Annotated in this window: 28 protein-coding genes; 13 read left to right on the top strand and 15 right to left on the bottom strand. The window is 71.5% G+C overall.

All coding sequences use genetic code 11. The features are described from left to right. On the bottom strand, nucleotides 1–795 hold the full coding sequence (locus GGQ83_RS12490; RefSeq protein ID WP_207018202.1) for an enoyl-CoA hydratase/isomerase family protein: 795 nt from the start codon (nucleotides 793–795) through the stop codon (nucleotides 1–3). Between the two features lie 148 nt (nucleotides 796–943). Here GGQ83_RS12490 and GGQ83_RS12485 point away from each other — a divergent pair, with 148 nt between their 5' ends. Next, nucleotides 944–1,387, top strand: a complete 444-nt coding sequence (locus GGQ83_RS12485) for an ester cyclase (RefSeq protein ID WP_184384494.1) — start codon at nucleotides 944–946, stop codon at nucleotides 1,385–1,387. A gap of 3 nt (nucleotides 1,388–1,390) precedes the next feature. Here GGQ83_RS12485 and glpD read toward each other — a convergent pair whose 3' ends face one another. Further along, nucleotides 1,391–2,878 (bottom strand): glycerol-3-phosphate dehydrogenase, encoded by a 1,488-nt coding sequence (gene glpD / locus GGQ83_RS12480; protein WP_184384492.1) that lies wholly within the window; start codon nucleotides 2,876–2,878, stop codon nucleotides 1,391–1,393. A 109-nt stretch (nucleotides 2,879–2,987) separates the two neighbouring features. Between glpD and msrA the strand changes: the two genes are divergently transcribed. From msrA to GGQ83_RS12455, 5 genes are read left to right on the top strand one after another with little or no spacing between them, the layout of a single operon-like run. Continuing rightward, nucleotides 2,988–3,527, top strand: a complete 540-nt coding sequence (gene msrA / locus GGQ83_RS12475) for a peptide-methionine (S)-S-oxide reductase MsrA (RefSeq protein ID WP_184384491.1) — start codon at nucleotides 2,988–2,990, stop codon at nucleotides 3,525–3,527. Between the two features lie 3 nt (nucleotides 3,528–3,530). Beyond that, nucleotides 3,531–3,950, top strand: coding sequence for a peptide-methionine (R)-S-oxide reductase MsrB (msrB, locus tag GGQ83_RS12470; RefSeq protein WP_184384489.1), 420 nt, complete (start codon nucleotides 3,531–3,533; stop codon nucleotides 3,948–3,950). 57 nt (nucleotides 3,951–4,007) lie between these two features. Beyond that, entirely contained in the window at nucleotides 4,008–5,060 is a 1,053-nt protein-coding gene (locus tag GGQ83_RS12465; RefSeq protein WP_184384487.1) for a YncE family protein, read from the top strand. Then, entirely contained in the window at nucleotides 5,057–5,812 is a 756-nt protein-coding gene (locus tag GGQ83_RS12460) for a polysaccharide deacetylase family protein (protein WP_184384485.1), read from the top strand. Before GGQ83_RS12465 ends, GGQ83_RS12460 begins: the two co-directional genes overlap by 4 nt. Then, entirely contained in the window at nucleotides 5,809–6,762 is a 954-nt protein-coding gene (locus GGQ83_RS12455) for a sterol desaturase family protein (RefSeq protein WP_184384483.1), read from the top strand. Before GGQ83_RS12460 ends, GGQ83_RS12455 begins: the two co-directional genes overlap by 4 nt. On the opposite strand, the gene chrA is transcribed toward GGQ83_RS12455, so the two are convergent. Genes chrA through GGQ83_RS12415 form a run of 9 tightly spaced genes read right to left on the bottom strand, consistent with a single transcriptional unit; the run spans nucleotide 6,740 to nucleotide 13,696 of the window. Next, the gene (gene chrA, locus GGQ83_RS12450) at nucleotides 6,740–8,077 is read right to left on the bottom strand and encodes a chromate efflux transporter (protein WP_184384481.1); all 1,338 of its coding nucleotides are present in this window, start codon (nucleotides 8,075–8,077) and stop codon (nucleotides 6,740–6,742) included. The two genes, GGQ83_RS12455 and chrA, sit on opposite strands and share 23 nt — an antisense overlap. Before the next feature lie 37 nt (nucleotides 8,078–8,114). After that, complete coding sequence (locus tag GGQ83_RS12445) at nucleotides 8,115–9,851, bottom strand: L-aspartate oxidase (RefSeq protein ID WP_184384479.1); 1,737 nt, start codon at nucleotides 9,849–9,851, stop codon at nucleotides 8,115–8,117. Further along, nucleotides 9,848–9,973 (bottom strand): hypothetical protein, encoded by a 126-nt coding sequence (locus GGQ83_RS20160; protein WP_260170821.1) that lies wholly within the window; start codon nucleotides 9,971–9,973, stop codon nucleotides 9,848–9,850. The genes GGQ83_RS12445 and GGQ83_RS20160 overlap by 4 nt, the downstream gene beginning before the upstream one ends. After that, complete coding sequence (locus GGQ83_RS12440) at nucleotides 9,973–10,617, bottom strand: fumarate hydratase C-terminal domain-containing protein (RefSeq protein ID WP_184384477.1); 645 nt, start codon at nucleotides 10,615–10,617, stop codon at nucleotides 9,973–9,975. The genes GGQ83_RS20160 and GGQ83_RS12440 overlap by 1 nt, the downstream gene beginning before the upstream one ends. Nucleotides 10,618–10,621: 4 nt before the next feature. Then, nucleotides 10,622–11,524: a fumarate hydratase gene (locus GGQ83_RS12435; protein ID WP_184384474.1), complete on the bottom strand. Its 903-nt coding sequence runs from the start codon at nucleotides 11,522–11,524 to the stop codon at nucleotides 10,622–10,624. A gap of 11 nt (nucleotides 11,525–11,535) precedes the next feature. Continuing rightward, nucleotides 11,536–12,267, bottom strand: coding sequence for a sulfite exporter TauE/SafE family protein (locus tag GGQ83_RS12430; RefSeq protein ID WP_184384472.1), 732 nt, complete (start codon nucleotides 12,265–12,267; stop codon nucleotides 11,536–11,538). Then, nucleotides 12,257–12,592 (bottom strand): succinate dehydrogenase, cytochrome b556 subunit, encoded by a 336-nt coding sequence (gene sdhC / locus GGQ83_RS12425; RefSeq protein ID WP_184384470.1) that lies wholly within the window; start codon nucleotides 12,590–12,592, stop codon nucleotides 12,257–12,259. The genes GGQ83_RS12430 and sdhC overlap by 11 nt, the downstream gene beginning before the upstream one ends. Nucleotide 12,593: 1 nt before the next feature. After that, nucleotides 12,594–12,935: a succinate dehydrogenase gene (locus tag GGQ83_RS12420; protein WP_184384468.1), complete on the bottom strand. Its 342-nt coding sequence runs from the start codon at nucleotides 12,933–12,935 to the stop codon at nucleotides 12,594–12,596. Beyond that, nucleotides 12,932–13,696 carry a succinate dehydrogenase/fumarate reductase iron-sulfur subunit gene (locus GGQ83_RS12415; protein ID WP_184384466.1) on the bottom strand — a complete coding sequence of 255 codons (765 nt, stop codon included), beginning with the start codon at nucleotides 13,694–13,696 and terminating at the stop codon, nucleotides 12,932–12,934. Before GGQ83_RS12415 ends, GGQ83_RS12420 begins: the two co-directional genes overlap by 4 nt. A gap of 77 nt (nucleotides 13,697–13,773) precedes the next feature. Between GGQ83_RS12415 and GGQ83_RS12410 the strand changes: the two genes are divergently transcribed. Together GGQ83_RS12410 and GGQ83_RS12405 are read left to right on the top strand one after the other, a co-directional pair. Beyond that, nucleotides 13,774–15,390, top strand: coding sequence for a thiamine pyrophosphate-binding protein (locus GGQ83_RS12410; protein ID WP_184384464.1), 1,617 nt, complete (start codon nucleotides 13,774–13,776; stop codon nucleotides 15,388–15,390). Beyond that, nucleotides 15,387–16,106, top strand: coding sequence for a GntR family transcriptional regulator (locus GGQ83_RS12405; protein WP_184384462.1), 720 nt, complete (start codon nucleotides 15,387–15,389; stop codon nucleotides 16,104–16,106). The genes GGQ83_RS12410 and GGQ83_RS12405 overlap by 4 nt, the downstream gene beginning before the upstream one ends. 7 nt (nucleotides 16,107–16,113) lie before the next feature. On the opposite strand, the gene GGQ83_RS12400 is transcribed toward GGQ83_RS12405, so the two are convergent. From GGQ83_RS12400 to glmM, 3 genes are read right to left on the bottom strand one after another with little or no spacing between them, the layout of a single operon-like run. Next, nucleotides 16,114–17,031 carry a TDT family transporter gene (locus GGQ83_RS12400; protein WP_184384460.1) on the bottom strand — a complete coding sequence of 306 codons (918 nt, stop codon included), beginning with the start codon at nucleotides 17,029–17,031 and terminating at the stop codon, nucleotides 16,114–16,116. A gap of 8 nt (nucleotides 17,032–17,039) precedes the next feature. Beyond that, complete coding sequence (thiD, locus tag GGQ83_RS12395) at nucleotides 17,040–17,858, bottom strand: bifunctional hydroxymethylpyrimidine kinase/phosphomethylpyrimidine kinase (protein ID WP_184384458.1); 819 nt, start codon at nucleotides 17,856–17,858, stop codon at nucleotides 17,040–17,042. Continuing rightward, nucleotides 17,855–19,234 carry a phosphoglucosamine mutase gene (gene glmM, locus GGQ83_RS12390; protein WP_184384457.1) on the bottom strand — a complete coding sequence of 460 codons (1,380 nt, stop codon included), beginning with the start codon at nucleotides 19,232–19,234 and terminating at the stop codon, nucleotides 17,855–17,857. Before glmM ends, thiD begins: the two co-directional genes overlap by 4 nt. Nucleotides 19,235–19,334: 100 nt before the next feature. On the opposite strand from glmM, the gene GGQ83_RS12385 reads away from it, so the two are divergent. The 4 genes from GGQ83_RS12385 (at nucleotide 19,335) to parE (ending at nucleotide 24,915) form a co-directional block, all read left to right on the top strand. After that, the gene (locus tag GGQ83_RS12385) at nucleotides 19,335–20,399 is read left to right on the top strand and encodes an NAD(P)H-dependent flavin oxidoreductase (RefSeq protein WP_184384455.1); all 1,065 of its coding nucleotides are present in this window, start codon (nucleotides 19,335–19,337) and stop codon (nucleotides 20,397–20,399) included. A gap of 48 nt (nucleotides 20,400–20,447) precedes the next feature. Beyond that, entirely contained in the window at nucleotides 20,448–22,046 is a 1,599-nt protein-coding gene (locus GGQ83_RS12380) for an MFS transporter (RefSeq protein ID WP_184384453.1), read from the top strand. 81 nt (nucleotides 22,047–22,127) lie between these two features. Next, complete coding sequence (gene dps / locus GGQ83_RS12375) at nucleotides 22,128–22,610, top strand: DNA starvation/stationary phase protection protein Dps (protein ID WP_184384451.1); 483 nt, start codon at nucleotides 22,128–22,130, stop codon at nucleotides 22,608–22,610. A gap of 331 nt (nucleotides 22,611–22,941) precedes the next feature. Continuing rightward, entirely contained in the window at nucleotides 22,942–24,915 is a 1,974-nt protein-coding gene (gene parE, locus GGQ83_RS12370; protein ID WP_184384449.1) for a DNA topoisomerase IV subunit B, read from the top strand. 152 nt (nucleotides 24,916–25,067) lie between these two features. Here the strand turns inward: parE and GGQ83_RS12365 are convergent, their stop codons facing one another. Beyond that, a complete protein-coding gene (locus GGQ83_RS12365; RefSeq protein ID WP_184384447.1) occupies nucleotides 25,068–25,706 on the bottom strand; it encodes a superoxide dismutase in 639 nt (212 codons plus the stop codon). A 109-nt stretch (nucleotides 25,707–25,815) separates the two neighbouring features. Between GGQ83_RS12365 and GGQ83_RS12360 the strand changes: the two genes are divergently transcribed. Next, nucleotides 25,816–26,598, top strand: coding sequence for a squalene/phytoene synthase family protein (locus GGQ83_RS12360; RefSeq protein WP_184384446.1), 783 nt, complete (start codon nucleotides 25,816–25,818; stop codon nucleotides 26,596–26,598). Nucleotides 26,599–26,604 lie beyond the last annotated feature (6 nt).

Raw genomic sequence — 26,604 nt, 5'->3', positions numbered from 1 at the left:
CTACCGCCCGTGGAACACCGGCGCCCGCTTCTCCCTAAACGCCGCCAGCCCTTCCTTCAGATCCTCGCTCGCCTGGCTGGCATTGGCCCGCGCCAGCGCCCCCGCCTCGTCGAAATCCTGCCGGGCGATCTCGTTCAGGCTGCGCTTGATGCCCTGCACGGCCAGCGGCGCCATGGCCGCGATCCGCTCGGCCAGCGCCCGCACCCGCGCGTCCAGCGCCTCGGCCGGCAGCATCTCGGTGAGATAGCCGATGGCCAGCATCTCGGGCGCCTTGATGGTCTCGGCCGTCAGGAACAGCTTCTTTGCGGCGTTCAGCCCGAGGCGGCTGACATAGCGCAGCATGCCCGAGGGGTAGTAATGCACCCCCAGCTTGGCCGCCGGCATCATCATCTCGGCCGTGTCCACGCCGATGCGGAAGTCGCAGCACAGGGCCAGGTCGGTCGAGCCGCCATAGACCCCGCCATTCAGCCGGCAGATCACGGGCACGCGCAGGTTTTCCAACTGCGTGGCCACCCCCTCGAAGGAGGGGCCATCCGCCCGCGCCGTCACCTCCGCCCCCGGCCGGGCGGCCAGGTCGCCCAGGTGGTAGCCCGAGGAAAAGGACTTGCCCGTGCCCGTCAGGATGGCGACGCGGATGCCAGCGTCGGCCTCGATGGCGGCCAGGTGCCCGGACAGCGCCAGCAGGTCCGCGGGTTCGATGCGGTTGTGGACGCGGGGGCGGTTGAGGCGGATGGTGGCGATGGCGCCCTCCACCGTCAGGATCGGCGTGGTCGCCTCATCCGTCATGCCGTCCATCGCGCATCCTCCGCCCTTGTTGCCTGGATGAGCGATAGCGCGGATCGGCGGCCGGGTCATCCGCCCGGCCTCAAGCGCGGACTCATTCCCTCATGGAAACATAACCACTTCGGGTGTAGGTCACACTTCCCACTTCAGGTGTACCAGAATGCAAGAGACCCAGCGGAACATGGCCTTGATCCGCAAGGTCTATGAGGTCGGCTTCACCGCCGGCGACATCGACATCATGGACGAGGTCTTTGCCGAGAACTACGTCTGCCGCTTCCCGGGCCTGCCGCCCATCATCGGCTTCGCGGCCTGCAAGGCGGCCATCGGCGGCTTCCTCACGGCCTTCCCCGCCCGCTACACGGTCGAGCACCTGCTGGGCGACGGCGACCGCGTCGTCTGCCGCTGGAGCGCGGTGGGCAGCCATGAGGGCCCCTTCACCGACCTGACGGACCCCTCGCGCACCTATGCGGCCACGCACCGGCCGGTCACCTTCAGCGCGACCGACATCTACCGCTTCGAGAACGGCAAGGTGGCCGAGGAGTGGAACAGCATCGACGAATGCGGGCTGCTGTTCCAGATCGGCGCGCTGGTGCGGCCGGACTGAGGCTCAGGCGGCCGTCACGGGCGTGAGGCGCTGGGCCAGCCGGTCCTGCGCGGCCCGCGTCATGTGCAGGCCGAGCTTGGTGCGGCGCCACAGCACGTCCTCGGCCGTGCGCGCCCATTCGTGGCGCAGCATCCAGTCCAGTTCCGCCTCGGTCAGCCCCGCGCCGAGATCGGCCCCCGCGCTGCCCCCCGCGAAGACCTCGGGCAGCAGGCTGCCATGGGTGCGGATCAGGCGGGGCAGATGGCGCGCATCGAGGAAGGGCAGGGCACGCGCCATCTCGGCCGCGAAAGCCGCGCGGTCGGTGATGTCGCCGCCGGGCAGGGTGGCCGTGGCGGTCCAGGGCGTGCCGGCCCGGCCGAGGGCGGCGCCCACCTGGCCCGCCGCCTCCTCCGCCAGGCGCCGGAAGGTCGTGATCTTGCCGCCATAGACGCTGAGCAGCGGCGCCGCCTTGGTGTCCAGCTTCAGCACATAGTCGCGCGTGACGGCCGAGGGGTCCGTGGCACCGTCATCATAGAGGGGGCGCACGCCCGAATAGCTGTGCACCACATCCACCGGCGAGACGGGGCGGCGGAGCTGGCGCGAGACGGCGGTGCAGAGATAGGCCGTCTCCTCCGGCGTGCAGAGGGCGGGGCCGCCCTCATGCGGCACGTCGGTGGTGCCGATGAGGGAGAACTCCCCCTCATAGGGGATGACGAAGACCACGCGCCGGTCGTCATTCTGCAGGATGAAGGCGTGCTCCCCTTCGTAGAGGCGCGGCACGATGATGTGGCTGCCGCGGATCAGGCGCACCGCGCCGGGGCGGGGCACGGCGGTGGAATCCAGCGCCTCCTGCACCCAGGGGCCGGCGGCGTTGACGATGGCGCGGACGCGGAAGCGCTGCCCTTGGGCGTCGGAGCCGCGCAGCCGCACCTCCCAATGGCCTTCATGGCGGGTGGCGCCCTCGAATTCGGTGCGGGTGCGGATGTCGGCCCCGCGCAGCGCGGCGTCGCGCGCCAGCAGAAGCACGAGGCGGCTGTCCTCCACCCAGGCGTCCGAATAGGCGAAGGCGTGGGTGATGGCGGGCTTCAGCGCGGCGCCCAGCGGGTTCGCGTCGGTGCGGAAGCCCTCCGCGGCCGGCAGGGAGACGCGCCGCGCCAGGTGGTCATAGAGGAACAGCCCCGCGCGGATCATCCAGCGCGGGCGCATCTCGGGCCGGTGGGGCAGGACGAAGCGCAGCGGCCAGATGATGTGGGGGGCCACGCGCAGCAGCACTTCGCGTTCGGCCAGCGCCTCGCGCACCAGGCGGAATTCGTAATGCTCCAGGTAGCGCAGCCCGCCATGGATCAGCTTGGACGAGTTGGAGGAGGTGGCGCCCGCCAGATCCCCCCGCTCGGCCAGCAGCACGGAATAGCCGCGCCCGGCCAGGTCCCGCGCGATGCCCGCGCCATTCACCCCGCCGCCGATGACGAGGATGTCGTGAGCCTGGGAAGGAGAGAGGTCGTCGGTCGTCATGCATCGCCATGTGGAAGAGCGCGCGCGATCCGTCCAGGGTCTTGTGGGGGGCCTTACGCGCATGGCCCCTCTTCCCCATCTAAAGGGCTTGAGCAGGAAGGAGGGCATCATGGAATACGCGACGCTGGGCGGGGGGTGCTTCTGGTGCCTGGACGCCGCCTATCGCGACGTCTCCGGGGTGCGGCAGGTGGTGTCCGGCTATGCCGGGGGCCATGCCCAGAACCCGACCTATGAGCAGGTCTGCGGCAAGAAGACCGGCCATGCCGAGGTGGTGCGCGTGGGATTCGACCCCGAGGTCGTCTCCTATTCCGACCTGCTGCGGATGTTCTTCACCCTGCACGACCCCACGACGAAGGACCGCCAGGGGGCGGATGTGGGCCCGCAATACCGCTCCATCATCCTGGCCGAGGATGAGGCCCAGATGGAAACCGCCCGCGCCGTGATGGCCGAGATCGAGGCCGCCGGCATCTGGGGCGCGCCGCTGGTCACGGAACTCGTCCCCGCCGGCGCCTTCTGGCCGGCCGAGCCCGAGCACCAGGACTATTTCCGCCTGAACCCCTGGTCCGGCTATTGCCGCGCCGTCATCGCGCCCAAGGTGGCCAAGTTCCGCAAGAGCTTCGCCGCGCGCCTCAACCCGGTGGGGGCCTGAGCCATGTTCTTCAAATCCAAGCCCGCCACCACGGATTTCCCCATCCAGCGCAGCGAGGAGGAATGGCGCGCGGCGCTGGACCCCATGGCCTTCCGCGTGCTGCGCCAGCACGCGACCGAACGCGCCGGCACCTCGCCGCTCAACGCCGAGAAGCGGGAGGGCGTGTTCCACTGCGCCGGCTGCGGCACGCCGCTGTTCGAGAGCGACACCAAGTTCGAGAGCGGCACGGGCTGGCCCTCCTTCCATTCGCGCATCGAGGGCAATGTGGGCGAGACGGAGGACAACAGCTTCTTCATGCGCCGCACCGAGGTGCATTGCGCCGCCTGCGGCGGGCATCTGGGCCATGTCTTCCCCGATGGCCCGGAACCCACGGGGCTGCGCTACTGCATCAATGGCGCCGCGCTGGAATTCAAGCCGGTGTGACATGGCGCGCGCCATGCTATGGATGGGTGCCACTCCCGCCCGTTGAAAGCCTTGCCCATGCGGCACCTGTTCCTTGCCTTCCTGTTCCTCGGCGCGGCCTTTCTGCCGGCCCGGGCGGACACCATCTTCGTGCTGAATTCGGGCGATGCCTCCATCTCGGTGATCGACGCCGTGGCGCGCGAGGAAATCCGCCGTATCCCCGTGCTGCGGGAGGTGCACCACCTGGTCGTCACCCCTGATGGGCGTGAGGTGGTGGTGGGCGATTCCGGGGGGAACGAGCTGCTCTTCCTCGACCCCGTGGGCGGCGAGGTGCTGCGGCGGCTGCGCATCAGCAACCCCTACCACCTGGAATTCAGCCCCGATGGCAGGCACTTCGTCGTGGCCAGCCTGCGCCGCAACCAGGTGGACATCTATGACGCCGCCACGCTGGAGCTCCAGCAGCGGCTGCGCCACCCGGGCATGCCGAGCCACATCGCCTTCAGCCCCGACAGCCGCTGGGCCTATGTGACGCTGCAGGGGCGCGGGCAGGTGGCGGCGATCGAGATGGCCAGCATGACCACCGCCTGGATCCAGGATGTGGGGCCGGAGCCCGCGGGCATCATCTGGCACCGCGGGCGGCTGCTGGTGGGGCTGATGGGCCGCGATGACTTCGTGGCGCTGGACCCCGAGACGCGTGCCGTCACCACCGCCTTCCGGGTGGGGCGGGGCGCGCACAACGTCTTTCCCTCGCCCGATGGGCGCTTCCTCTACGCGACCTCGCGCGTGGAAAGCCGCATCGCGGAAATTGATGCCGAGACGCTGGAGGTCCGGCGCATCTTCGAGGTGCCGGGCGGGCCGGACTGCATCGCCTTCGACCCCGACGGGCGCATCTATGCCACGCTGCGCTGGATCGGCCGCGTGCTGATCCTGGACCCCGCGACCGGCGACCACGCGCAAATCCGGGTGGGGCGCAGCCCGCACGGGATCTTCGTCATGCCGCGCCGGCCCGGCGTGGGGGCGGATTTCGCCCTTCGCATGCCGGGTGCGGCCAGCGGCCCACGCCCGATGGAGCTGGCCCTGGCCGAGCAGCCCGCCCCCACCACCCGCGTGAACGCGGCCCCGCCCAGGTGAGGCGCCGGGCGCTTGCGGCGCTGCTGGCCGCGCCGGCCCTCGCGCGGGCGCAGACCTCGGGTGGCACGCTCTACCTCACCATCGACACCGGCTGGTCGCGCGAGGCCGAGCAGATCGCCGCCACGCTGCGCCGCCACGCCATCCGCGCCACGCTCTTCGTCGCCAATGAACGCACCCATCGCGGCGACCGGCAGCTGGAAGAAAGCTGGGCGCCCTTCTGGCGCGCCCGGGTGAATGAGGGCCACGTCTTCGCCAGCCACACCTGGCGCCACTGGTATTTCCGGGGCGACCCGGGGCCGGGGCGCGTGACCTACACCTCGCGCCAGAACGAGGGCAGCGAGGTGCTGAACGAGGCGGCGCTCTGCGACGAATTGGCGCGGCCGATCGCGGCCCTGCGCGCCCTGGCCCCCGGCGCCGAGGTGCTGCCGCTGTGGCGCGCGCCGGGTGGCATCCTGACCCCCAACGCCCGCCGCATGGCCGAAGCCTGCGGGCTGCGCCACCAGGGCTGGACGCCGCGCGGCTTCCTGGGCGACGAATTGCCCGCCGACGCCCACCCCAACGCTGCCCTGCTGCGCCGCAACCTCGCCAATATCCGCGATGGCGAGGTGCTGGTGATGCATTGGGGCGTGCGCTCCCGCCGCGAACCCTTCGCCGGCATCTTCGACGCGCTGGTCGAGGGCCTCCTCGCCCGCGGCTTCCGCTTCGCCCCCATCCCACCTGGGGGCATTTCCATTGGGGGCATTCCCACATGATCGCCGCCATCGAGGATCTCTACGACCAGGTCACGGCCTGGATCTTCCACGCCTGGGTCCAGCCGGTGATGTATGAACTGGGCCTCATGGCCTGGGCGGATGATGCCTTCGACTGGGTGGGCTTTTTTCTGTTCGGCGTGGTGCAGGTGCTGGTGGTGGCCCTGGTCTGCCTGCCGCTGGAACGCTGGCGGCCGGTGGAGCGCTGGGACTCGCGCCGGGTGGTCTGGACGGACATCACCTACACGCTGCTGGCGCGCCTCGGGCTGCTGCCGTTGCTGGGATTCGTGGTCTTCTCGGGGGCGGCGGTGGCCATCGAGGGCGCCATCGCGGACAGCGGCTTCGTGCCCCCCACGCTGGAGACGCTGCTCCCCGGCCTGCGCGAATGGCCGCTGCTGGCCCTGGCCCTCTACATCGTGATCCTGGATTTCGGCGAATACTGGCGCCACCGCTTCCAGCACCAGTTCCGCTGGTGGTGGGCGCTGCATTCCATTCACCACGCCCAGACGCAGATGACCTTCTGGACCGATGACCGCAACCATGTGCTGGACGACGTCATCGCGGCCGCCTGGATCGGCATCATCGCGGTCGCCATCGGCGTGCCACCGGCGCAGTTCCCCGTCATCCTGCTGGTGCTGCGCCTCGCGGAAAGCCTGAGCCACGCCAATGTGCGGCTCGATTTCGGGCGGGTGGGGGAGAGGCTGCTGGTCTCGCCCCGCTTCCACCGGCTGCACCATGGCGTGCTGAGCGTGGGCAATTCCGGCAAGAACTACGGCGTGCTGCTGCCCGTCTGGGACTGGCTCTTCGGCACGGCGGATTTCAAGCGCGACCACTACCCCCGCACCGGCGACCCCGGCGCACCCGCCGCCTATGTCAGCGGCGGCTGGCTGCGCCAGCAGGGCGAGGGGCTGCGCGAGGTCTGGCGGGCGCTCAGAGCCCCACGAGGAGGCTGAGCACGAGGCCCAGCCCCGCCGAGACCGCCAGCGTCCGCACCAGCCCCAGCTTCAGGACAAACAGCGCGACACCCGACACCACCACCAGCGCCAGCGCCAGGGGCTGCAGCGAGGTCGGGTCCGGCAGGCTGAGCGCGAAGGGGCCTGGCTCCATCCGCGCGAAGAGGACGCGCAGCGCGAACCAGAGGGCGAGGTTCGCGATGACGCCCACCACCGCGGCCGTGACACCCGCCAGCGCGCCCTTGAGGCGCGGCTGGTCGTGCAGGCGTTCCACATAGGGGGCGCCCAGGAAGATCCAGGCGAAGCAGGGCAGGAAGGTGATATAGAGCGTCAGCACCGTGCCCAGCACCGCCCAGAGGCCGCCGCCCGCCTGGAACCCCGCCAGGAAGCCCACGAATTGCAGCACGAGGATGAGCGGGCCGGGGGTGGTCTCCGCGAGCCCCAGCCCCACCAGCATGTCGCTGGCGGTGAGCCATTGGTAGTTCTCCACCGCCTGCTGCGCGACATAGGCCAGCACCGCATAGGCGCCGCCGAAGGTGACCACGGCCATCACGGAGAAGAATCCCGCGATGTCGGCGAAGACGCCCCCCTGCACCCAGAGCAGCGCCACGGGCCAGATCCACATGGCGAGGCACACCAGCCCGGCCCGCCGCGCGGCCGCCGCCATCAGCCCGATGCGCCCGGGGTCGGCCGCCAGCGCGGCATCGAGCGCCGAGGCCCCGCCGCGCCCGCCCCCATGCCCGCCGCCCGCGAAGGCCTGGGGCAGGGCCGCGCCGATGCCGGCGGCCAGCAGCACCACCACGGGGAAGGGCACGCCGAAGACGAAGAGCGCCGTGAAGGCCGCCGCCGCCACCGCCCAGGGGATGGCGCCATGCAGGGCGCGGCGGGCCACCTTCAGCAGCGCCTCCAGCACCACCACCAGCACCGCGCATTTCAGCCCGAAGAAGAGGCCGGCCACGATGGGCACCTCGCCCGCCCAGGCATAGATGAAGGAGAGTGCCAGGATCACGGCCGCACCGGGCAGGATGAACAGCAGCCCCGCCGCGATGCCGCCCTTCACCCCATGCATCAGCCAGCCGAGATAGGTGGCGAGCTGCATGGCCTCGGGCCCCGGCAGCAGCATGCAGAAGTTCAGCGCGTGCAGGAAACGAGCGTCACTGACCCAGCGGCGCTGGTCCACCACCTCGCGCTGCATGAGCGCGATCTGCGAGGCCGGCCCGCCGAAGGAGAGCAGGCCGATGCGCGCCCAGACGCGCAGCGCCTCGCCGAAGGTCGGAAGGGGCGGGGCCTCGGCGGGCAGGTGGGTGTCGGGCATGGCGGTATCTGGCCCGACCTTCCCGCACGGGGCAAGGCTACTCCGCCGCTTGGGGGGTGAGCAGGCTTTGCCCCGGGCGCACGCGCGTGAAGGCCACGTCGCGCCAGCCGAGCCGCACCTCGCCGCCGTCCAGCGTGACCAGGGTGTGGCTCAGGCCCGCCGCGTCGTCATTCGTCTGCGGGAAATCCTCGCGCCAATGGGCGCCGCGGCTTTCCTCGCGCGCCTCGGCCGCCGCCACGATGGCGCGGCTGATGAGGATGAGGCTTTCCAGGTTCAGCCAGTCGGCCCAGGAGAGGTTGAAGCCGCGCATCCCGTCCGCCACGCCGGCCGCCTGGAGTTCGGCCTCCAGCGCATCCAGGCCGCTGCGCGCTTCGGCCAGGCCGCCCGCGTCACGCAGGATGCCGGCCTTGTCCCACATCAGCGCTGCCAGCGCGTCGCGCAGCGGGCCCAGCGGCTGGGGCCGGCGGCCGAAGGGGGCAAGTGCGGTGCCCATGGCGGCGTCCAGCGCGGCCTCGTCCGGGGGGGCGAGTTCGCCGTCGCGGGGGATGAAGCGCGCCATGGCATCGCCCGCCAGCCCGCCGAAGACCGTGGAATTGGCCACGCCATTGCCGCCCAGGCGGTTCGCGCCATGCACCCCGCCCGTGTCCTCGCCCGCGGCGAACAGGCCTGGCAGAGCGGTGGACCCATCGGCGCGGAACACCACGCCGCCCATCATGTAGTGGGCGGTGGGGACGACGGGCACGCGGTCACCCGCCAGGTCGAAGCCCATGTCGGCGCAGCGTTCCACCATGCCCTTGAACATCTTGGCGACCTTCTCTGGGCCGAGATGCTTCATCTCCAGCCACAGCCCGCCCGCCTCGTTCACGCGCCCGGCCTGGATCTCGCGCTCCATGGAACGGGAGACGATGTCGCGCGTCGCGCGCTCGCCGCGCGGGTCGTAGTTGTGCATGAAGCGCTGGCCGCTGCCGTCCAGCAGATAGCCGCCGGCGCCGCGCAGGCCTTCCTCGATGATGGTGCCCGTCATGCGCGTGCCAGGGCCGGCCAGCACGCCCGTGGGGTGGAACTGCACCATCTCCATGTCACGCAGTTCGAGGCCGGCGCGGAGTGCCATCGCCATCCCGTCGCAGGACTTGTCGCCCGAGGGGGTGTGGTACTTGTACATGGTGGGCCCGCCGCCGGTGCCGAGCAGCACCGCCTTGGCCTGCACGAAGACGAAGCCACCGCGCCGGATGTCCAGCAGCAGCACGCCGCTGATCCGCGTGCCATCCGCGCTGCGGATGAGGGCGAGCGCCCGGTGTTCCTCCAGCCGCTCGATACCCCGCGCCCAGACCTGTTCGGCCAGGCGGTTGATGATCTCGATGCCGGTCAGGTCGCCCTTGTGGACGGTGCGGTCGAAGGTCTGCCCGGCGAAGGCCTTCTGGTGGATGGTGCCGTCCGGGTTGCGGTCGAAGAAGCAGCCCCAGCGGTTTTCGAGTTCGCGGATGCGGGTCTGCGCCTCGGTGACCAGCGTCCAGGCCAGGTCCTGGTCGTTCAGCCATTTCCCGCCGTCGAGCGTGTCCATGAAGTGGCGCTCGGCGGAATCGCCGGCCGCGAGGGCCACGTTGTAGCCGCCCTGCACCATGCGCGTGCAGCCGGATTTGCCGAGCAACCCCTTCACGGCGACGGTGACCTGCAGCTCCGGGTTCGCGGATTTCGCGTGGAGTGCCGCGAGCAGCCCGGCGCCGCCGGAGCCGAGGATGAGGATGTCGGTGCTGCGGCGGGTGATGTGGGTCATCGCGGGCCTCGCGGATTGGTGGGGACGCCGCAGCCGCAATCCTCGGCGGCGGGCGGGGCGGGCGCGGGTTGCGCGGCGGCGGGAAGGGCGAGGGCCAGCAACAGCAGCGTGGCGCGGAGCATCACCCCGCCCCCAGCTTCGCCAGCACGGCCGCGCGCTTCGCCTCCACGCTCGCCTGCACGTCGCGGTAGAGGCTGCCGCCATGGCTATCCATGCCCACGATCAGCGGGCCGAAGTCGCGGATGGCGAAGCGCCAGAGGCTTTCGGGGTTGAGGTCGTCCATGTCCACGTCCTCGATGGCCGTGATCCAGGTGGTCTCGAGCGCCGCGGCACCCCCGATGACGGCGAGATAACAGCCGCCCAGCTCCTGGAAGGCGCGCGCGCTGTCCTCGCGCAGCCCGCCCTTGCCGATGATGATGCGCACGCCCTCGCGTTCCATCAGCGGGCGGGTGAAGCGCTCCATGCGGTCACTGGTGGTGGTGCCGATGCAGACGGCTTCGTAGCCGGAGTGGTTGGTGCCGCGCGTAGCTGGCTCTTGAGCCAGCGAAGCGGAAGGGTTCGGGTCCACTTTTCGCACGTTGGGCGCGGTGTGGATCACGGCATGACCGTTGAGGTCGAAGCGCGTGCGGCGGCCGCGGTCGAACATGTGGATCTGCGTGGCGTCGCGGATGCCGAAGAGCGTGTCCTGCAAGGTGACGGTGTCACCCACGCGCAGCTTGCGGATGTCGGCCTCGGTTGCCGGCATGTGGAGGATGTGGTGGGCCATGGCGTCAGAACCCCACCACCACGCCCTCGGGCGTGAAGGTCGCCGACGCCCGCCGCGCCGAATGGCACTGCACGTTCACGGCGACAGGGTTCATGGTGATGTGCGTCGCCGCCACCTCCACATGCACGGCGAAGGCGGTGCTGTCGCCGCCCAGGCCTTGCGGGCCGATGCCGAGCGAGTTCACCGCCTCCGACAATTCCACCTCCAGCTTCGCCCCTTCCGCATCGGCGCAGACCGAGCCCAGCGGCCGCGTCGCCGCTACCTTCGCCAGGTGCATGCACAGGTCGCTGGTGCCGCCCACGCCCACGCCCAGGATGGTGGGCGGACATACCTTCCCGCCGGCCTTGATCGCCGCATCCACCACGAAGCGCTTCACGCCAGACAGCCCATCGGCCGGGATCAGCATCTGCAGGAAGGAGCCGTTTTCGGACCCGCTGCCCTTCGGGATCATCTCCAGCCGCAGCGTGCGCGGCGTCTCCACGAAATCAACATGGATCACCGGCACATGCGCCCCGCAGGAGGTGTGCGCGTTCACCCGCGTGATGGGGTGCACCACGGAACTGCGCAGCGGGTGTTCGCGCGTCGCGCGCTCGGTGCCGCGCGCGATGGCCTGCTTCAGCGCCCAGCCATCCACCTCGACGTCGCGGCCGATCTGCACGTTGAAGATGGGAATGCCCGTGTCCTGGCAGAGCAGGTTTTCCGTACGCTCGGCCACCGCGATGTTCTCGATCATGGTGGCCAGCACGGACTTGGCCAGCCCATCGGTTTCTGTGGAGTCCAGCCGGAAGAAGCCCTGCTTGATGTCGTCGGGCAAGATCTTCAGCGCGCGGATGTAGAGAAGCTTGGCCGCCTCCTCGATGGCATCGGGGGTGACGCGCAGCTTGTCGGGGGTCGTGATCACGGACATGGGCGTTTCCCTCACAAAAGCAGAAAGATGCCGGAGACGAGCAGAAGGCTCAGCAGCACCAGCCGAAAGCCCTGCGCGGGCAGGCGCTTGCCCGCGCGCAGGCCAAGCCAGGTGCCCAGCAGCAAGGCGGGCACGGCGGTCGCGGTCAGGATGGCGGCCTCGCGCGTGAAGAAGCCGGTGAAGGCGAGGCCCAGGATGGTGATGGCCTGCATGATGGCGATGAAGGGCTGCATCAGCGCGCGCGTGTCGCGCGGTGGCATGGCCTGCATGTCGGCCCACATGCCCACCAGCGCGCCCACATAGCCGCCGATGCCGCCCAATATGCCGGACGCGAAGCCCACCGCCACATCATGCCCGCGCGTGGCGCGCAGCGCGGGCGGCGCCATCCGCAGCGCGATGCGCGCCAGCGTATAGCCCGCATAGACCACCAGCAGCACACCGACACCCGCCACGATCCAGCGCGCCGGCCCCAGCGCCAGAACCGCCAGCCCGATCGGGATGCCCAGCGTCGCCGTGCCCACATAGAGCCACATGCGCGGCCACGGGATGTCCCGCCACACGGCGATAGTCCCGATGCCCTGCACGATCAGGCTGCCGATGACGAGGATGGGCGCCACCAGCGCCGGCGCCATGAATTGCAGCAGCACGGCCGCTCCCACCAGCACGAAGGCGAAGCCTGCGATGCTCGCGCAGAAGGCGGCGAGAAACCCGCCCGCCGAGACGAGGAGGATCTCAGCCCACATTGAGCAGGAAGAGCACGCCGGCCGCGAAGGCCACGCCGGCGCTGATCGCCACCATGTCCTTCTGCCGCGCGCGCCAGCCGAGAAATTCCAGCGCCATCACGCGCAGGCCGCCCGCCAGGTGCAGCGCCAGCAGCACCACCAGCCCCCATTCGGCGAATTTGACCAGCGGGTTGTCGGCCCAGCGCAGGAAGCCGTCCAGCGCGGCCTCGCCCTGGATGGCCTGGCCCAGCGCCCAGAAATGCAGCGGCAGGAACAGCGCCAGCAGCAGGCCCGAGACCCGGTGCAGGATGAAGGCGATGTAGGTGGGGTGCGAGCGGCCGCGCATGTCAGGAGACATAAAGCCCCCAGGCGGCGCGCACGCCGAAGAGCGCGGTGACGACGCCGATGCCCAGCCACGCGAAGTCGAAGCCGCGCCCGCGCCAGCCCAGCCACTCCATCGCGATGTTGCGCAGCCCGATGGCGCCATGCAGCCCCGCGGCCAATGCGAAGGCGGCATAGAAGGCGAACCACAGCGTGGCCCCTTGCGTGCGGGCCAGGATTTCCGTGGCGGTCAGCCCGCCTCGCACCGCCACCATGATGGTGACCAGGTGCACCAGCACCGCCACGCCCAGGAACATGGCCGTGACGCGCTGCGCCACCCACAGGTGCCGCCCCGCCCGCGCGCTCATCGCAGCCGGCCCCACAGGCTGTCCCAGAACAGCGTGCGCTTCAGCCCCGCGATGGCCGAGGAGGGGTCGAGGTTCTTGGGGCACCGCTCCGTGCAGGATTGCGTGGAGTGGCAGGAATGGCACCCCGCATCGCCGCTGACGGCCTCCAGCCGCTCACGCCGCGCGCCGTCGCGCACATCGTTCACCAGCGTCCAGGCGCGGTTCATGGCGGCGGGGCCGAGATAGTCCGGGTTCCAGGCCACGATGTCGCAGGAGGCGTAGCAGACGCCGCAGCCGATGCACTCGATGCCGGCATCGGCCTCGCGCCGTTGCTTGCTCTCCGGCGGCACCACGGAAAACTCCGCCGGCACCGCGCCATCGGGCGCGTCCTTGGGCTGGAAGGTGCCGCCCGCCCTTGCCCATTTGTCGAAGAAGGGCGCCATGTCGGTGGCGAGGTCACGGATCACGGGCAGGTTCGCGAGCGGGCGGATTTCCAATGCCTCGCCGGGTGCCGCGACCCGCTTCACATGGGTCCGGCAGGTCCAGCGGGCGCGGCCATTCACCTCCATGGCGCAGCTTCCGCACATGCCCACGCGGCAGGCGAAGCGGTAGGCGAGGTCGGGCTCGATCTCGCGCTGGATCTGCGTCACCACGTCCAGCACCGTCTGGTTCTCGCGCGCGGGGACGGCGTATTCGCGGAACTCGCCGCCCGCCGCATCCCCGCGCCAGACCCTGACTTTCAGGGAAGTTTGGGCATTTTCGCCCTTCGGGACCGTTTCCATCCCCGCACTCTGCCCCGGGCTTGAGTCTTATACAAGACCGGGGCAGGCTGCGCCCCTCGACGAAGGGGAAAGCCAAGATGCAGCACGAACTCCGCGGCGCGGACATCCTCTGGGGGGCACTGAAGCGCGGCGGCGTGACCCGCGTGTTCAGCCTCTCCGGCAACCACATCATGGAGGTCTATGACGCGGCCTTCGGCGACAACATCAGCATCATCCATGTCCGCCACGAGGCCGCCGCCGTCCACATGGCCGAGGCCTGGGCGCGGCTGACGGGCGAGGTGGGCGTGGCGCTGGTCACCGGCGGCCAGGGCCATTCCAACGCCTGCGCGGCCCTGCCGACGGCCATGGCGGGCGAGGTGCCGGTGCTGCTGCTGTCCGGCCATGCGCCGACGGACCAGCTGGGCATGGGCGCCTTCCAGGAGACGCCGCAGGTGGCCATGGCCGCGCCGCTGACCAAGGCCGCCTGGCTCGCCGAGAGCACGGCGGGCCTGGCGCAGGACGTGGCGCGCGCCTTCTCCATCGCGCGCGGCGGGCGGCCCGGTCCCGTGCATATCTCGCTGCCCACCGATGTGCTGGAGGGCAAGGCCAAGCCCATCCTCCCCGACGAGGCCGCCTATGCGGCACCCGCCATGCCGCTCGCGCCCGAAAGCCGCGCCGCCGTGCTGGGGGTCATCAATGCCGCGCAAAAGCCGCTGATCGTGGTGGGTTCCGCGCTGAACAACCCCGAGGGCAGCAAGGCCCGCGCCGCGCTGGAGAAGGCCACCGGCCTGCCCAGCATCATGATGGAAAGCCCGCGCGGGCTGAACGACCCCTCGCTCGGCTCCATCGCCGAGGCGCTGGAACAGGCGGACCTGCTGGTGCTGCTGGGCAAGCCGCTCGACTTCACGCTGAAGTTCGGCAACGCGGCGCCGAAGGCCCGCTTCATCGCCATCGAGCCCGATGCCGCGCTGGTCACCCGCGCGCAGAAGGGGCTGGGTGAGAGGCTGGCCCTGGTGGCCATGGCCTCGCCCATCGAGGCCTGCACGGCACTCGCCGCCGCCGCCACCGCGCACCCCAACGCGGCCTGGGGTGATTTCACGCGCGAGGTGCTGGCGTATCGCCCACCCGGCTGGGCGCAATATCAGGACCGCGCGGAGGGCCCCATCCACCCCGCCACGCTGGCCATGGCGCTGCAACAGCACCTGGGCGACGACACCTCCCTCATGCTCGATGGCGGCGAGGTGGGGCAGTGGATGCAGGCCATCCTGAAGGGGCGGGAGCGCATCACGAATGGCGTGGCGGGCGCCATCGGTGCCGTCACCTGCTTCGCCATCGCCGCCCGCGCGGCGCGGCCGGAAGGCAAGGTCGTGGCCTGCATGGGCGATGGCACCTTCGGCTTCCACATGGCCGAGTTCGACACCGCCGTGCGCCACAACCTCCCCTTCGTCTGCGTCGTCGGCAATGACGGCGTGTGGAACGCGGAATACCAGATCCAGAAGCGCGACTATGGCGCCGACCGCGCCCATGGCTGCGACCTGGGGAAGGCCACGCGCTACGACCTGGTGGCGGCGGCACTCGGCGGCCATGGGGAGTTCGTGACGCGCTTCGAGGAACTCCACCCCGCGCTGGAGCGCGCCTTCGCCAGCGGCAAGCCCGCGGTGGTGAACGTGCTGATCGAAGGGCAGCCCGCCCCCGGGCTGCGTCGCCCTGCTTGAAGGCCCAGCCGGCGCCCCTCTACGCCCGTATCGAGGCCGCGCTGCGCGCGCGCATCGCCGCGGGCGAATGGGCGCCGGGGGCGGCGCTGCCGACCGAGCCCGTGCTCGCCGCCGAATACGGCATCAGCCAGGGCACGCTGCGCCGCGCCTTGGCGGCACTTGAGGCGCAGCACGTCATCGAGCGCCGCCAGGGGGCGGGCACCTATGTGGCCGAGGCCACCTCCGCCCGCGCCCTGTTCCATTTCTTCCGCGTGGAGACGCCGGGCGGCGCGCGCCCCGTGCCCACCTCCATCGCGCATCTCCTGGAAACCCGCCCCGCGCGCGGGGCGGAGGCGGCCGCGCTCTCCCTCGCGCCCCGCGCCCGCGTGGTGGCCATGGAACGCCTGCGCCTGGTGGAAGGCCGGCCCGTGGTGCTGGAGGCCATCGCCCTGCCGGCGACGCTCTTCGCGGGCTTCGCCCTGCCGCTCGGCCAGGTGCTGGAGGATGAGCTCTATGTCCACTACCAGCGTCACCACGGCGTGACGGTGCTGCGCGTGGAGGAACGGCTGACGGCCATCGCCGCCCCCGCCGAGGCCGCCGCGCGTCTGGATGTGCCGGAAGGCACGCCGCTGCTCGCCATCTCGCGCGTCGCCTTCGATGTGCTGGACCGGCGGGTGGAGCACCGTCACACCCTGCTGCGGACGGACGCGCTGCGCTATGCGGTGGAGCTGCGCTGAGGTGCGCTCAAGGCGGCGCCAGCAGCCGCCCGTCCCAGGCCGCGCGCAAGGTCAGCGCCAGGATCACCCCGATCACGCCCGTCACCACCAGCAGCGCCGCCCAGGCCGGGGCGCCCGGCGCCACCAGCGCCATCACCGCCGCGAAATTGGCCAGCGGGAAGGTGAAGGACCACAGCGCCGGGGTGAAGCCCGCCGCCAGCATGTAGGGCAGCCCCAGCACCAGCAGCGCCAGCAGGAAGCAGGACAGCCCGAACAGGGCCAGCACCCATGGCCCCACCCCCGCGAGCGAGGCCACGGCCAGGCTGCCCACCGTGGGCGGCGCCAGGAACATGGCCAGCGAGGGGCGCAGCGCCGGCGGCAGGTCGGGCCGCGCGATCAGCCGCCACAGCAGCAGCGGCATCACCAGCAGCCACAGCAGCCCCCCCACCCCCAGCAGCATCCAGCCCAGCACCTGCATGCCGAGTGCCGCGCAGAACATCGCCCCCACCACATGCCCCACCAGCGGCAGCAGCAAGGGCGGGGCCAGCATGTCCACATGGCCATGGCCGCGGATGCAGCGCGCCAGCAACGCCAGCGCCACGCCCACATGCGCGGCGATGGCCAGCAGCAGCAGCCAGCGCGCGAGGCCCGGCGCCCAGGGGATGAAGGCGGCCGCCACCTCCATGGCGCCGATGCTGCCCGCGGCGAAGAAGCTGGCGCGCACCGGGTGGCGCCAATCCTCGGCCACCGCATCGGGGTGGCGCAGCGCGCGCAGCAGATGCAGGCCGATCAGCAGCCCCCAGGCCAGCACGGCGAGCACCATCACCGCCTCGCCCACCAGGGCCGAGGCGCCGTGGTTGCGCGCCGCGTCGCGCCAGGTGAGGCCAAGCCCGCCCAGCCCAATCGGCATGGCGAGCAGCGGCAAAGGCAGGTGACGCAGTTGCACCGCCCCGGTCAGACCCCGCCGGCGGTGATCCGCGCCGGGTCCACCGTCACCCCATGGTCCAGCGGCCCATGCCCCGCGCCGAAGCCCGGCGCCGACTGGATGGCCGCGCGCACATAGCGCCGCGCGCGCTCCACCGCCGGCAGCAGCGGCATCCCCTGGGCGAGGCCGGTGGCGATGGCGGAGGCGAGGGTGCAGCCCGTGCCATGGGTGTGCGGCGTATCAATCCGCAGCTCTTCGAAGCGGGTGACGCCGTCGGGCGTGGCCAGCAAATCCACCAGCACCTCGCCCTCCATGTGCCCGCCCTTGAGCAGCACCGCGGGCACGCCCAGCGTCAGCAGCGCCTCGGCCGCGCGCAGCATGTCGGCCTCGGTCCGGATGTCCATGCCCGCCAGCACCTCGGCCTCGGGGATGTTCGGCGTCAGCACCGTCACCATCGGCATCAGGCGGCGCATCAGCGTCTCCACCGCCTCGGGGTCCAGCAGGCGGTGGCCGCCCTTGGCCACCATCACGGGGTCCGCCACCAGGGGCACGCCGGGGGCGCGCGCCAGCAGCTCGTCGCAGACCAGGTTGATGGTGGGCGTGTCGTGCAGCATGCCGGTCTTGATGGCGTCGGCACCCAGGTCATCCATCACGGAGGCGATCTGCGCCGCGATGAAATCCGTGGGGACGGGAAACACGCCCTGCACGCCCAGCGTGTTCTGCGCCGTCAGCGCCGTGATGGCCGTCATGGCGAAGCCGCCCAGCGCGGTGACCGCCTTGATGTCGGCCTGGATGCCCGCGCCACCCCCGGAATCGGAGCCCGCGCAGATGAGGACGCGGCCCTTCATGCCGCACCCGCCTTGACGCGGATGGGGCCGCAGAGCCGGTCCAGGGATTCGTTCAGCAAGCTTTCCTCCTCGGCCTCCACCATCACGCGGATCAAGGGCTCGGTGCCTGAGGCGCGGATCAGCACGCGGCCCTGGGTGCCCAGCCGCTCCTCCTCCTCCGCGATCAGCGCCTGCACGCCGGCGTCCTTCAGCGGCGAGGGGCCGGCGAAGCGGATGTTCACCAGGCGCTGGGGCAGGGGGGTGAAGCGGTTGCAGGCCTGGCTCGCGGGGCGCTTCTCCTCGACCAGCACGGCCAGGACCTGGAGGGCGGCCACCAGCCCGTCGCCCGTGGTGCCGAAGTCGTTCATGATCATGTGGCCGGATTGCTCCCCGCCGAGGTTGCAGCCCAGTTCGCGCATGCGTTCGCCCACATAGCGGTCGCCCACCGGGGTGCGGTGCAGGGTGATGCCCTTGCGGCCCAGGAAGCGTTCCAGCCCCATGTTGCTCATGACGGTGGCCACCACCGCGCCCCCCTTGAGCCTTCCCTCGCGCGCCCAGGATTCCGCGATCAGCGCCAGGATCTGGTCGCCATCCACCGGCGCGCCGGCCTCGTCCACCAGCACCAGCCGGTCCGCGTCGCCATCGAGCGCGATGCCGATATCGGCGCGGCGTTCCCGCACGATCTCGGCCAGTTGCTTGGGCGAGGTGGAGCCGACGCCGCGGTTGATGTTGAAGCCATCGGGCTGCACGCCGACCGAGACCACCTCGGCGCCCAATTCCCACAGCACGGTGGGGGCCACCTTGTAGGCGGCGCCATGCGCGCAATCCACGATGACGCGCAGCCCCTCCAGCGTCAGGCCGCGCGGGAAGCTCGCCTTCGCGGCCTCGATGTAGCGGCCAGGCGCATCCTCCAGGCGCGAGGCGCGGCCGAGTTTCTCCGGCGAGACGAGTGCCGCGCTCAGGTCGCCACCCATCAGCGCCTCGATCTCGCCCTCCTGCTCATCGGACAGCTTGAGGCCGTCCGGGCCGAAGAGCTTGATGCCGTTGTCCTCGTGCGGGTTGTGCGAGGCGCTGATCATGACGCCCAGGTCCGCGCGGAGCGAACGCGTCAGCAGCGCGATGGCGGGCGTGGGCAGCGGCCCCACCAGCACCACATCCATGCCCGCGCCGATGAACCCCGCCGTCAGCGCCGGTTCCAGCATGTAGCCCGACAGCCGCGTGTCCTTGCCGATGACCACGCGATGCCGGTGCGTGCCTCGGTTGAAGAACCGCCCCGCCGCCTGGCCCAGGCGCAGCGCCGTGCCGGCATCCATGGGCGGGCGGTTGGCCACGCCACGGATTCCATCGGTGCCGAAGAGTTTGCGCGGGCGTGCGGGCGGCAGGCTGTCGGGACTCATGGCATTCCTATCTGGCCGCTGTAACTGGGTAAGTGCTACCGCCGGCTTGTTCGCGCGTCCATCTTGACGGGCCAGCCGGGCGGCGCACCCTGGCCGCATGATGTCCGCCCGCGCCCGTGCCGATGCCTTCTGCGCCCGCTTCGGCCTGCGGGTCCCCATCCTGCAGGCGCCCATGGCCGGCGCCGCGCCACCCGCGCTGGCCGCCGCCGTCGCAAATGCCGGCGGCATGGGCGGCTTCGGCGCGCTGCAATCCTCGCCGGCCGAGATCGCGGCCTGGGCGGCGTCCTTCCGCGCCTCCAGCAACGGCGCCTTCCAGGTGAACCTCTGGACGCCCGACCCGCCGCCCCCGCGCGACGCGGCGCGGGAGGAGGCCGCGCGCCAGGCGCTGGGCACGCTCGGCCCCCTGCCGCCCGCGCCGGGCGAGGGCCCCTTCCTGCCGGACTTCGCCGCGCAGTGCGAAGCCCTGCTGGCGGTGCGCGCTGGCGTGGTCTCGACCATCATGGGGTTGTGGGACGCAGCTTTCGTGGCAGCGCTGAAGGCGGCCGGCATCCTCTGGATCGCCAACGCCACCACGCTGGACGAAGCATTGGCAGCCCAGGCCGCCGGCGCCGACGCCGTGGTGGCCCAGGGCGCCGAGGCGGGCGGGCATCGCGGCAGCTTCGACCCGGCGCGGGGCGAGGCCCAGGCCATCCCCCTCTTTGCCCTCATCCCCCGCCTGGCCGATGCGCTGCGGGTGCCCGTGGTGGCGGCGGGCGGCATCATGGACGGGCGCGGCATCGCCGCCGCGCTCACCCTGGGCGCGAGCGCCGTGCAGATGGGCACGGCCTTCCTCCGCACGCCCGAGGCGGCCATCGCGCCCGCCTGGGCCGATGCCCTGGCCCGCACCGCCCCCGAGGACACGGTGCTGACCCGCGCCTTCTCGGGCCGCGCCGGGCGGGGCATCCGCAATTCCGCCACCGAGGCCTTCGCGCACCTGCCGGCCGCGCCCTATCCCGTGCAGCGGACCCTCAGCGCGCCGATGCGGGCCGAGGCCGTGGCGGCGGGCGATGTGTCGCGCATGCAGGCCTGGGCGGGGCAGGGGGCGGCGCTGGCGCGGGCGGAGCCGGCCGCGGAACTGGTGGCGCGCTGGTGGACGGAGGCGGAGGCCTTGCTGCCCCTCCCGTGAACGAAGGGTAACACCCGGGTAGCCTTTTCCCGGGCATTGTGCGCCGCGATGCAAAGACCCGCTGCCCTGGCGCCGCTGCGCCACGCCGATTTCCGCACCCTCTGGCTCGCCAACCTCGTCTCCAACATCGGGCTGTTCATCCAGAACACGGCCGCCGGCTGGATGATGACCGGCCTCGACCCCTCGCCCATGATGGTGAGCCTGGTGCAGGCCGCCTCCATGGTGCCCGTCTTCCTGCTGGCCCTGCCGGCCGGCGCGCTGGCCGACATCATTGACCGCCGCCACTTCCTCATCGGCGCGCAGCTCTGGATGACCTTCGTGGCCCTGCTGCTCTGCATCCTGTCCTGGACGGGCATGCTGGGCCCCTGGGGGCTGGTGGCGCTGACGTTCGGGCTGGGGGCGGGCCTCGCCATGAGCTTCCCCGGCTGGGCCGCCACCACGCCGGAGCTGGTCCCGCGCGAGGACCTGATGGGCGCCATCGCGCTGAACGGCATCGGCTTCAACATCACCCGCGCGATCGGCCCCGCCATTGGCGGGCTGGCCATCGCCTGGGCCGGGGTGGGGGCGGCCTTCCTGCTGAACGCGCTCTGCGTGCTGGTGCTGGTGGGGGCGTTGTGGCGCTGGAAGCGGCCGGTGGCGGTGAACCGTCCGGCGCCGGAGCCATTCCTCTCCGCCGTGCGGGCCGGGGCGCGCTATGTCGCGGCCTCGCCCGCCATGCACGCGGCCATCCTCCGCGCGGTGGTGTTCTTCCTGTTCACCTCGGCCGTCTGGGGGCTGCTGCCGCTCTTGGTGCGCGAGGAGCTGGGCCTCGGCCCCGAGGCCTTCGGCCTGCTGCTGGGCTGCATGGGCGCGGGCGCCGTGGCCGCGGGCTTCCTGCTCCCCATGGCGCGGCGGCGGCTGGACCGGTCGGGAATGGTCTTCGTGGGCTCGCTGCTCGGCGCGCTCGCCATGGCCATGATGGCCACGCTGCACCACTGGGTCTTTGCCGCGCTGGCCATGGTGATCTACGGCGTGGCCTGGATTTCCGCGGCCTCCACCCTGCAGGCGGCGGCGCAGATCGCGGCCCCGGCCTGGGTGCGGGCGCGGGCCATCGGCATCTACCAGATGTGCTTCTTCGGCGCGCTGGCCGGGGGTGCGGCCGGCGCGGGCTGGATCGCGGGGCTGATCGGCGTGCCGACCACGCTCGGCCTCTTCGCGCTCGGCGGTGCCGCGGCCGCGGTGCTGGTGCGCGGCGCGCGGATTGATGGCGAGGCGCTGCGCGAGGCCCCCGCCGCCACCCCGCCCTTCGTGATGCCCGAGCCCGAATCCGCCGAACTCCAGGCCCTGCTGGCCGGCGGCGACAACCGCGTGCTGGAGGTGGTGCGCTACCGCGTGCCGCCCGCCCGCCGCGCCGCCTTCCTGGCCGCCATGCGCGAGGTGCGGCGCGCGCGCCTGCGCGGGGGGGCGGCGCTGTGGCGCCTCTACGAGGACGTGGCCCACCCCGAGCGCTGGGTCGAACTCTGGACCATCGAGAACTGGGCCGAGCACCTGCGCGAGGCCGCCCGCATGACCGAGCAGGACCACGCCGTGCTGCGCCACGCCGCCACCTTCCACGAGGGCGGCGGGCAGGGGCCGGAGGCGGCGCGTTATGTGAATGTTCCGGTGTGAGGGCAGCAATGCGCCAATATGCGGTGAAGCGGCGGCCCAGCCTGCCTATCTGACGTGGAGAACCGAAGGAAGGACAAGACCATGGCCAAGCTCGCCGCCACCCGCAACGACCTGGGCGAGAATGCCCGGCTGACCAGCGTGGGCCTGCTCAACGCCGCGCTGGTGGACCTGATGGACCTGACCAACGCCGTCCGCATGGCGCATTGGACCGTGCGCGGCCCGCATTTCGCCGCCCTGCACGCGCAGTTCGGCACCTTCTACGAACAGCTGAGCGAGACGGTGGACGACGTGGCCGAGCGCGTGGTGCAGCTCGGCGGCACGCCCGATGGCACGACGCAGCTCGCCGCCAGCCGCACGCGCCTCGCTCCCTATTCCGAGACGACGCGCGACGGGCTGGACCATGTGGCCGCGCTGACCGAGCGCTACGCGGCCCTGGCCCGCACCACCCGCGCCGCCGTGGACGCCGCCGCCGAGGCGGGCGATGCCGACACGGCCGATCTGCTGACCGGCACCTCGCGCATGTTGGACAAGGCGCTGTGGATGCTGGAGGCGCATATTTCTTAGCCCTCAGGCGCCGGGCGCGCGCTCCGCGCGCTTGGCTACGCCGCGCGGCGGGGGCGCTGGCCGCGCGGTCAGTTGGGCGGCGCCGGCCGCTGTGCGGCCGGATTCTGGGATGTTAACGGCCTCAGGCGCCGGGCGCGGGCTTTTTTGCGCCCTCAAGCGCCGGGCGCCGCCTCCGGCGGCTTGGCTACGCCGCGCGGCGGGTGCGCTGGCCCGGCGCGCGGGTGGGCGGCGCCGGCCGCTTTGCGGCCGGATTCTAGGTGCGCGCGCCTGATCCTGTGAGGGTTGCTCGGCCGCCATACCCTCGCCCCCGCTTTTCCTCTATGCCCGCCCCATGAGCGACCTTTTCGGAAAGCCCGGCCCGGCCAAGCCCGGCACCGCCTACACCGCCGCCGACATCGAGGTGCTGGAGGGGCTGGAGCCCGTCCGCCGCCGCCCCGGCATGTATATCGGCGGCACGGATGACAACGCCCTGCACCACCTCGCCGCCGAGATCCTGGACAACGCCATGGACGAGGCGGTGGCGGGCCACGCCGACCGCATCGAGGTGGTGCTGGAGGCCGGCAACCTGCTCTCCGTGCGGGACAATGGCCGCGGCATCCCGGTGGACCCGCACCCGAAATTCCCCAAGCTGTCGGCACTCGAGGTGATCTTCACCACCCTCCATTCCGGCGGGAAGTTCTCGGGCAAGGCCTATGACACCTCGGGCGGCCTGCACGGCGTGGGCAGTTCGGTGGTGAACGCCCTCTCCGAATCGCTGGAGGTGGAGGTCGCGCGCGGCGGCGAGCTGTTCCGCCAGGGCTACGCCCGCGGCAAGCCCGTCACCAAGCTCAAGCGCGAGGGCGAGGTCCGCAACCGCCGCGGCACCCTCATCCGCTTCAAGCCCGACCCCGAGATCTTCGGCCAGCTCGCCTTCCGCGCCGAGCGGCTGTTCAAGCTTTGCCGGTCCAAGGCCTATCTCTATCGCGGCGTCGAAATCCGCTGGCGCTGCGAGCCCAAGCTCGTCGCCGGCACCGACACGCCGCCCGAGGCCACGCTGCACTTCCCGGGCGGCCTCGCGGACTTCCTCTCCGCCGCCATCGAGGGGCGGGGGACGGTGGTGCCCGAGCCCTTCGCCGCCCTGCTGGATTTCCCCGCCGGTGCCGGCCGCTGCGAGGTGGCGCTGACCTGGCTGGAACAGGGCGACGGCTTCCTCTCCACCTACGCCAACACCATCCCGACCCCGCAGGGCGGCACCCATGAGGCTGGGCTGCGCGCGGCCCTGGTGAAGGGCCTGCGCGGCTATGGCGAGCTCAAGAAGGAAAAGCGCGCCGCCACCATCACGGCCGAGGACGTGTTCACGGGCCTCGCCGGCATGCTCAGCGTCTTCATCCGCGAGCCGCAATTCCAGGGCCAGACCAAGGAGAAGCTGACCAACGCCGACGCGCAGCGCCTGGTGGAAACCGCCCTGCGCGACCGCTTCGACCATTGGCTGGCCGGCCATCCGGCCATGGCCGACAACCTGCTGGCCTTCGCCATCGAGCGCGCGGAGGAACGCCTGCGTCGCCGCGCCGACAAGGACACGCCCCGCAAGACGGCCACGCGCAAGCTGCGCCTGCCCGGCAAGCTGGCCGACTGCTCGCGTGAAAGCGCCCAGGGCACCGAAATCTTCCTGGTGGAGGGCGACAGCGCCGGCGGCAGCGCCAAGCAGGCGCGGGACCGCGAGACCCAGGCCGTGCTGCCGCTCCGCGGCAAGATCCTGAACGTGGCCAGCGCCAGCGCGGAGAAGCTGCGCGGCAACCAGGAACTGAAGGACCTGATCGAGGCGCTGGGCTGCGGGGTGGGCGACCGCTTCGACCTGGCCCGCCTGCGCTATGGCCGCGTCGTCATCATGACGGACGCCGATGTGGACGGCGCCCATATCGCCGCCCTGCTGATGACCTTCTTCTACAAGGAATTGCCGGAGATGGTGCGGGCGGGGAGGGTCTTCCTGGCCCAGCCGCCGCTCTACCGCCTCCAGCACGGGGGAAAGAGCGTCTATGCGATGGACGACGCCGACCGTGAGCGCCAGATGAAGCGCCACTTCAAGCCGAACCAGAAGGTGGAAGTCAGCCGCTTCAAGGGATTGGGCGAGATGCCGCCCGCCTTGCTGCGCGAGACCACCATGGCGCCCGGCAAGCGCACCCTGCTGCAGGTGGTGCTGCCGCCCGAGGAGCGCGCCGCGACGGCGGAGCTGATGGAGGCGCTGATGGGCCGCAAGCCCGAGCTGCGCTTCAAGTTCATCCAGGACAATGCGGCGGGGCTGGATGCGGAGTTGGTGGATGCGTGAGGGGGGTTCCCTCACGCGAGCCACCCATAAAGCGGCCCGAAGGGCCGAGGCCGCGAACGCGGCCCGCGGCTTATGCCGCGAAGCCAAGCCGCGCGGATGCGCGGCGCCCGGCAACTGAGGGGCACGAAGGCGAAGCCTTCGTGCGCGCGTAATTACGCGCTCTGGCCGCTCTTCAGCCCGCCCTGCTCCATCAGGCTCTCCACCACCGACCAATCCACCAGCTTGTTCAGGAAGTTGTCGAGGTAGTTCGGGCGGACGTTGCGGAAGTCCAGGTAGTAGGCGTGCTCCCACACGTCCACGCCCAGGATGGGCGTGCCTTCGCCGGTCGAGACGGGGTTGGCGCCATTGGGCGTCTTGGTCACGGCCAGCTTGCCGTCGGACTTCAGGATCAGCCAGGCCCAGCCCGAGCCGAACTGGGTCACGCCGGCCTGCTTGAAGGCCTCCTTGAAGGCCGCGAGGCCACCCAGGTCGCTGTCGATCTTGGCCGCCAGCTTGCCCGGCAGCTTGTCGCCGCCGCCATTGGGGCTCATCACCTGCCAGAACAGGATGTGGTTCCAGTGCTGGCCGGCCTGGTTCAGCACGGGCAGGCCATCGGCGCCGGCGGCACCCGCCTCGGCCACGATGGTTTCCAGCGACTTGCCGGCGAGGCCCTTGCTCTCGACCAGCCCGTTCAGCGCCGTGACATAGGCGTTGTGGTGCTTGCCGTGGTGCAGTTCCAGGGTTTCCTGGCACATGCCCTGGCCGGCGAGGGCGTTGGTGCTGTAGGGCAGGGGGGGGAGGCTGAAGGCCATGGGGGCTTCTCCGAAATGGCTGCGGGGACTGGGGCGCAGCTAAGGTCCGCGCCCGCAAGGCGTCAACCGCTTGCGAAGCACAGGGTTCACCCCCATGGAGGTGCGGTCCATGCCCGAACTCAGCCCCTGCGGCGCGCTGGCCCGCCGCCATGACCCGGACCGTTTCCTCTGCGCCCTCTTCGCGCCGCCCGCGCGGCGCGAGGCGCTGTTCACCCTGATCGCCTTCAACCACGAACTCGCCCGCGCGCGAGAGGCCGCCACCAACCCCATGCTGGCGCTGATGCGCCTGACCTGGTGGCGCGAGGCGGTGGAGCAGGCGGCGGCCGGCGCCGCCCCGCGCGCGCATGAGGTCGCGGCCCCGCTGCACGCCGCCATCCGCGAAGGTGCGCTCTCCCCTGCCGACCTCATCGCCATGACCGAGGCGCGCGAGCCCGAGATGGAGGAGGACCCCATCCTCTCCACCGGCGCCTTCCACGCCTATCTGCGCGGCACGGCGGGCGGCTTCGCGGTGGCGGCGGGGAGGCTCTTGGGGGCGCCGCCCGCCGTCATGCCGGCCTTGCAGCAGGCCGGCGCGCTCTACGGGCTGACCGGCGTGCTGCGCGCGGTGCCCGCGCTGGCCGCGCAGGGGCGTTGCCTGCTGCCCGCCGATCTCGTGGACCCGCACGCGGTGCTACACGACCCGGCCGTGGCCGCCCCCGCCATCCGCCGCCTCGCCGCCGAGGCCCCGCCCGTGCCCGACCTGTCGGGCCTGCCGCGCGATTCCGTCGCGGCCGCGCTGCCGCTGGTGCTGGCGCGGCGGGATTTGCGGCGGCTCGCGCGCGGGCAGGCGGTCCATCGTGGCGGGATGGACCGTCTCGCCGTCGCATGGGCCGGGATTCGTGGCAGGGCCTGACCGGAC

Source organism: Roseococcus suduntuyensis (assembly GCF_014196305.1).
In the GTDB taxonomy this organism is placed as follows: Bacteria; Pseudomonadota; Alphaproteobacteria; order Acetobacterales; family Acetobacteraceae; genus Roseococcus; species Roseococcus suduntuyensis.
This window is presented reverse-complemented; position numbering and strand designations above follow the sequence as displayed.